General features: G+C 67.6%; 3 protein-coding genes and 2 pseudogenes. All 5 read right to left on the minus strand.

Features of this window, described 5'->3' with window-relative positions; translation table 11 throughout:
• Window positions 1–1,611, minus strand: a pseudogene (locus APH28_RS24565) (dipeptide ABC transporter ATP-binding protein); the annotation flags it as partial.
• Entirely contained in the window at window positions 1,608–2,456 is an 849-nt protein-coding gene (locus APH28_RS24570; RefSeq protein ID WP_060513068.1) for an ABC transporter permease, read from the minus strand. The gene APH28_RS24570 and the pseudogene APH28_RS24565, both read right to left, overlap by 4 nt.
• Window positions 2,457–2,596: 140 nt before the next feature.
• Window positions 2,597–3,652 carry an NADP(H)-dependent aldo-keto reductase gene (locus APH28_RS24575; RefSeq protein ID WP_060513069.1) on the minus strand — a complete coding sequence of 352 codons (1,056 nt, stop codon included), beginning with the start codon at window positions 3,650–3,652 and terminating at the stop codon, window positions 2,597–2,599.
• 28 nt (window positions 3,653–3,680) lie between these two features.
• Window positions 3,681–5,003 carry an LLM class flavin-dependent oxidoreductase gene (locus APH28_RS24580; RefSeq protein ID WP_060513070.1) on the minus strand — a complete coding sequence of 441 codons (1,323 nt, stop codon included), beginning with the start codon at window positions 5,001–5,003 and terminating at the stop codon, window positions 3,681–3,683.
• A 14-nt stretch (window positions 5,004–5,017) separates the two neighbouring features.
• Window positions 5,018–5,458, minus strand: a pseudogene (locus tag APH28_RS24585) (acyl-CoA dehydrogenase); the annotation flags it as partial.

The raw sequence follows: 5,458 nt of genomic DNA on the forward strand, positions 1-5,458 counted from the left end.
CGGCAGATGCGGCACGGCATCGAGCAACGCCCGGGTATAGGCATGGCGCGGCTGCCCAAGCACCTGCGCCACCGCCCCTTGCTCCACCACCCTGCCCCCTTGCATCACCAGCACCTGATCACTGACCTGCTCCACCACCCCAAGGTCATGCGAAATGAACAGGCAAGCCAGGTTCAATTCCGCCTTGAGCTCCGCCAGCAACGCCAGAATCCGCGCCTGCACCGACACATCCAGCGCCGACACCGGCTCATCGAGCACCAGCACCTTGGGCTTCATCGCCAACGCCCGGGCAATCGCGATGCGTTGCCGCTGCCCACCCGACAACTCCAGCGGCCGACGGTCGAGCAGCCCCGCCGGCAATTGCACCCGCTCCAGCAACGCAGCCGCCTCGGTACGTTACAACCCACGTGGCACACCTGCCTGTGCCAGCGCCTCGGTCAGTACCCGCAACACGGTGTAGCGTGGGTCGAACGAGGCCAGCGGGTCCTGGAACACCACCTGAATCCCCTGCCGGGCCTGGCGCTGCTGGGCGCAAGACAGTGCCAGCCAGTCCTGCCCGGCCAAGTGCACACTGCCCTGCTCCGGCCGCTCCAGCCCCAGCAGGATGCGGCCCAATGTACTCTTGCCAGAGCCCGACTCGCCGACCACGCCAAGGGTTTGCCCGGCACGCAATTGCAGGGATACATCGTTCAGCACTTCACGTGGCTGGCCATCCGGCCCGACGAAAGCCTTGTGCAGGCCACGCGCCTCCAGCACCACCGGTTGCTCTTCCACGGTGTCCTCCACCAGCGCCAACGCCGGCACTGCCGGGCGCTGGAAATGCACCGCCCGCGCTGCGTTCAGCAGGCGTTGGGTATAGGGGTCCTGCGGGTCCTGCAGGATTTGTTCGACACTGCCCTGCTCCACCACCACGCCATGGCGCATCACCGCTACCCAGTCGGCCAGGCGGGCCACCACGGCCAGGTCATGGCTGACCATCAGCAGGCTGTTGTCGCGTGCGCGCAGGTGTTCCAGCAGGTCGAGGATCTGCGCCTGAACCGTGGCGTCCAGCGCGGTGGTAGGCTCGTCGGCGATCAGCAGGCGCGGCTGGCAGGCGATGGCCGAGGCAATCAGTGCCCGCTGGCGCAGGCCACCGGACAGCTGCCACGGGTACTGCCGGGCGCGGACTTCGGGCTCGGGTACGCCGACCTGGCGCAGCAGTTCGAGCACACGCAAGCGACGCTGTTCAGCGCTCAGGGGGGTGTGCAACAACAACGGTTCCTCGACTTCGGCGCCGACTCGCCGCAGCGGGTCGAGCGAACCCAGCGCATCCTGCATGACGAAGCCGATACGCCCACCGCGCAAGCGCTGCCAGTCGGCCTCGCCAAGCCGGCGCAGGTCTTGCCCGGCAAAGGCCAGGCGCTGTGCCTGCACCTGCGCGCCGGCCCCGGTCAAGCCGACCAGCGTGCGGGCAGTCACGCTCTTGCCCGAGCCTGATTCGCCCACCAGTGCCAGGCACTGCCCGGCGCGCAGTTGCAAATCTACGCCGTGTACCACCGGCACGCCGTTGAAGCTCACGCGCAGGTCGCGGATGTCCACCAAAGGTGCCGGGTGCTGTTCGAAGATGCTCATGGGGTTCTGCCCTCGCTACGGCGCAGCCAGTCGCGGCCGATGACGGTGATGGAAATGACGGTCAGGGTGATCGCCAGCGCCGGCCAGGCCATCAGCCAGGGTGCGTTGGCCATGAAGTTGCGCGCCACGGCCATCATCGCGCCCCACTCGGGCGCGGGCGGTGGCGCACCGAAGCCGAGGAAGCTCAACGCGGCAGCTGCGGTAATGGCGCCGCCCAGGCCGATGCAGGCCAGGATCAGCACTGGTTGCACGGCGTTGGGCAGTACGTGGGCCAGCACCACCGCCGAGCGTTTGCGGCCCAGCGTGACGGCGGCTTCGACGAAGCCTGCGTGGCGGATGGTCAAGGCCTGGGCGCGGACCAGGCGGGCGTAGCGCGGCACTGAAGCGATGCCGACGGCGAGGATCAGGTTGCTGGTGCCCTGGCCGAACAGGGCGATGATGACCAACGCCAGCAGCAAGTCGGGGAACGCCAGCAAGACGTCGACGGCGCGCATCAGCAGGTTGTCCAGCCAGGCGGGCGCCAGGCCTGCCAGCAGGCCGAGTGACGTGCCCAGGCCGAGGCCGACCAGGGTGGCGGCCAAGCCAATGTAGAGTGATGGGCGGGCGCCGTGGATCAGGCGGCTGAGGACGTCGCGGCCGTTTTCGTCGGTGCCGAGCCAGAAGCTGCTGTTGGGTGGGAGGTAGGCCAGGCGGGCGTCTGCGACGAGGGGGTCGGTTGGGGAGAGCCAGCTGGGGAAGGCCACGGCCAGCAGGAGCAGGGCCAGGATGAGCCAGGCCAGTGTCAGGCCGGGGCGAAACTGCCAGTTGCGGGTCACGGTGGTGGGTGTCAGTGCAATCGCGTTCATGTCTGTCCTTCTGTTGTCGCCTGTGCCGGCCTCTTCGCGGCTAAAGCCGCTCCCACAGGGATCTCTACAGGTTCAGCAGGGTGGTGATCCTGTGGGAGCGGCTTTAGCCGCGAACAAGGGCGCAGCCCTTGCCATGCGGGCTACGGTGCCGGATTGGGAATACGCCGATGCACAGCCTGGATCTCGGCCAGTACCTCGTCGCTGAGCTGCACATCCAGCGCACTCAGGTTGTCCTGCAACTGCTGCAGCGTGGTCTGTCCGGTAATCGCACTGGCCACGAACGGCTGACGAATCACGAACGCGAGGGCCAGTTGCGCCGGTGTCAGCCCGTGCTCCCGCGCAATCTGCACATAACTGCCAATGGCGCTGTTGGCCTCCTCGCTGCCATAGCGATTGAACGTGCGATACACCGAAGACAACCGCGAACCGTCCGGTTTGGCGCCGTTCAGGTACTTGCCGGTCAACGCCCCAAACGCCAGCGGCGAATAGGCCAGCAGGCTGACACCCTCGCGATGGCTGAACTCCGACAGGCCGTTCTCGTACAAACGGTTGAGCAGGCTGTACGGGTTCTGGATGCTGGCGATACGCGTCAGGCCTTTGTCCTCGCTATGCCGCAGAAACTGCGCAACCCCCCACGGCGTTTCGTTGGATACGCCGATATGGCGCACCTTGCCGGCTTTGACCTGTTCATCGAGCACCGCGAGGGTTTCTTCGATGGCAGCGGTTTCCGGGTGGTCATCGGCATAGGGGTATTCGCGGATGCCGAAGAAGTTGCTGGTGCGGTCGGGCCAGTGCAGCTGGTAGAGGTCCAGGTAGTCGGTGTTCAGCCGGCGCAGGCTGCCTTCCAGGGCGGCGACGATGTTCTTGCGGTCGTGGTGCGACAGGCCATCGCGGATGTGCGTCTGGCCGCCGGGGTCGCGGGCGGGGCCGGCGATCTTGCTGGCGAGGATGAGCCTGTCACGGTTGCCGCGGGCCTTGATCCAGGTGCCGAGGTAGCGCTCGGTGGTGGTCCAGGTTTCGGCGCGGGTGGGCGTGGGGTACATCTCGGCGGTGTCGATGAAATTGATGCCGGCGGCGATGGCGGCGTCCAGTTGCTGGTGGGCGTCCTGTTCGGTGTTCTGATGGCCCCAGGTCATGGTGCCGAGGCTGAGCAGGCTGACCTGGAGGTCGGTGTGGCCAAGTGGGCGGTAACGCATTGGAAATCTCCTGATAAGGTGGTCTGGACTACACGGCGAACTGGTTCACGGCCTTGGGTAGCCCCAGGTGCTCGCGCAAGGTGGTGCCGGTGTATTCGGTGCGGAACAGCCCGCGCTTTTGCAGCAACGGCACCACCTCCTCGACGAACACCCGTGCCCCGGACGGGAACATGTCGGGCATGATGTTGAAGCCATCCCCTGCCCCGGCCAGGAACCACTCGGCCAGGGTGTCGGCGACCTGCTCCGGGGTACCGACAGCCAACCGATGCCCGACCAGGATCCGCCGCGACAGCTGGCGAATGGTCAGGTTTTCGCTGCGCGCCAGGTTCAGCTGGGCTTCCAGAAACCCGTGCGAGCCGCGCTCGAAATCCGCCACCGCGCCAATCCGCGCCCACGGTAACGGCGCGTCCGGGTCCAGCTCGCGGGCGTCGATGCCGATGCGCCCCGCCACCTGCTGCAGCAGGCCATGCTCGCCATGCCAGGCATTGAGCTGGTCAAAGCGCGCATGGGCCTCGGCCTCGGTGCTGCCGATCACGGTCGACAGGCCCGGCATGATCTTCAGGTGCTGCGGGTCACGCCCCCAGGCCTTGGCGCGGGCTTTCATCTCCTGGTAGAACGCCTGGCCGTCGGCCAACGTGGTCTGGGTGGTGAAGATCGCGTCGGCATAGCGTGAGCCGAGGGCCTTGCCGCCCTCTGAGGAGCCGGCCTGCACCAGCACCGGCCGTCCCTGGGGCGAGCGCGGCAGGTTCAGCGGGCCCTTGACCTGAAAGTGCTTGCCCTGGAAGTCCAGGGTGTGGACCTTGCGCGGGTCGGCGAAGCGGCCGGCGGCGCGGTCGCCGATGACAGCGTCGTCTTCCCAGCTGTCCCACAGCTTCAGGGTCACATCGACGAATTCTTCGGCACGCCCGTAGCGGTCGACATGCAGCGGCGCGCCGGCCAGGCCGAAATTCTGCGCCGCCGCGTCACCGGCATTGGTGACCACGTTCCACGCCGCACGACCGCCGCTGATGTGGTCCAGCGAGGCGATGCGCCGGGCCAGGTTGAAGGGTTCGTTGTAGGTGCTGGAGCACGTGGCGATCACGCCGATGCGCTCGGTGGCGGCGGCCACGGCGGTGAGCAGCACGGTGGGCTCCAGGCGCCCGCCGGGTTGTGCGGACACATCCGGCGGCAGTGCCGGGCCATCGGCGAGGAAGATCGCGTCCAGGCAGCCGCGCTCGGAAATGCGCGCAATGTCGCGGTAGTAGTTGACGTCGATATAGGCGTCGAGCGCCGCCTCGCCCTGGCGCCAGGCGCCGGCGTGCGAGCCGAAGCCGAGGATGTTCATGCCCAGGCTCATCTGTTTGCTGCTCATGCGGTTCTCCTGATTCAGACTGCGCTGGCTTCGTCGCCGCTGCCCTGCCCTTGGCTGGCGGCGGCCTGGCGGGCGCGCCAGGCCTGGGCCGGGCTGATGCCGTTGAGGTAGTAGTCGCCCAGCGCCTGCTCGCGGTAGATCGCCGGGTTGTGCGAGGCCAGGGTGCGGGCGTTGCGCCAGTGGCGGTCGAGGCGTCGGGTGTTGCTGGTGGCCGAGGCGCCGCCGACCTCGAACAGCAAGGTGCTGGCCTGCAGCACTTGCGGCAGGACGATCTGCTGGGCCTGGAAGGCGTGGATTTCGGCGTCGGTGTACTGCTGCTCGGGCACCTCGCCTTGCTGCCCCGCTTCGAACACCGCCTGCAGGCTCTGGCCCACGGCGGCCACCTGGGCCTCGGCGGCGAACGCCAGGCTCGACAACCGACCGATCACCGCCTGTACCAGCGGGTCGGCGGCCGG

It is taken from the genome of Pseudomonas sp. NBRC 111124 (genome assembly GCF_001320245.1).
Classification (GTDB): Bacteria; Pseudomonadota; Gammaproteobacteria; order Pseudomonadales; family Pseudomonadaceae; genus Aquipseudomonas.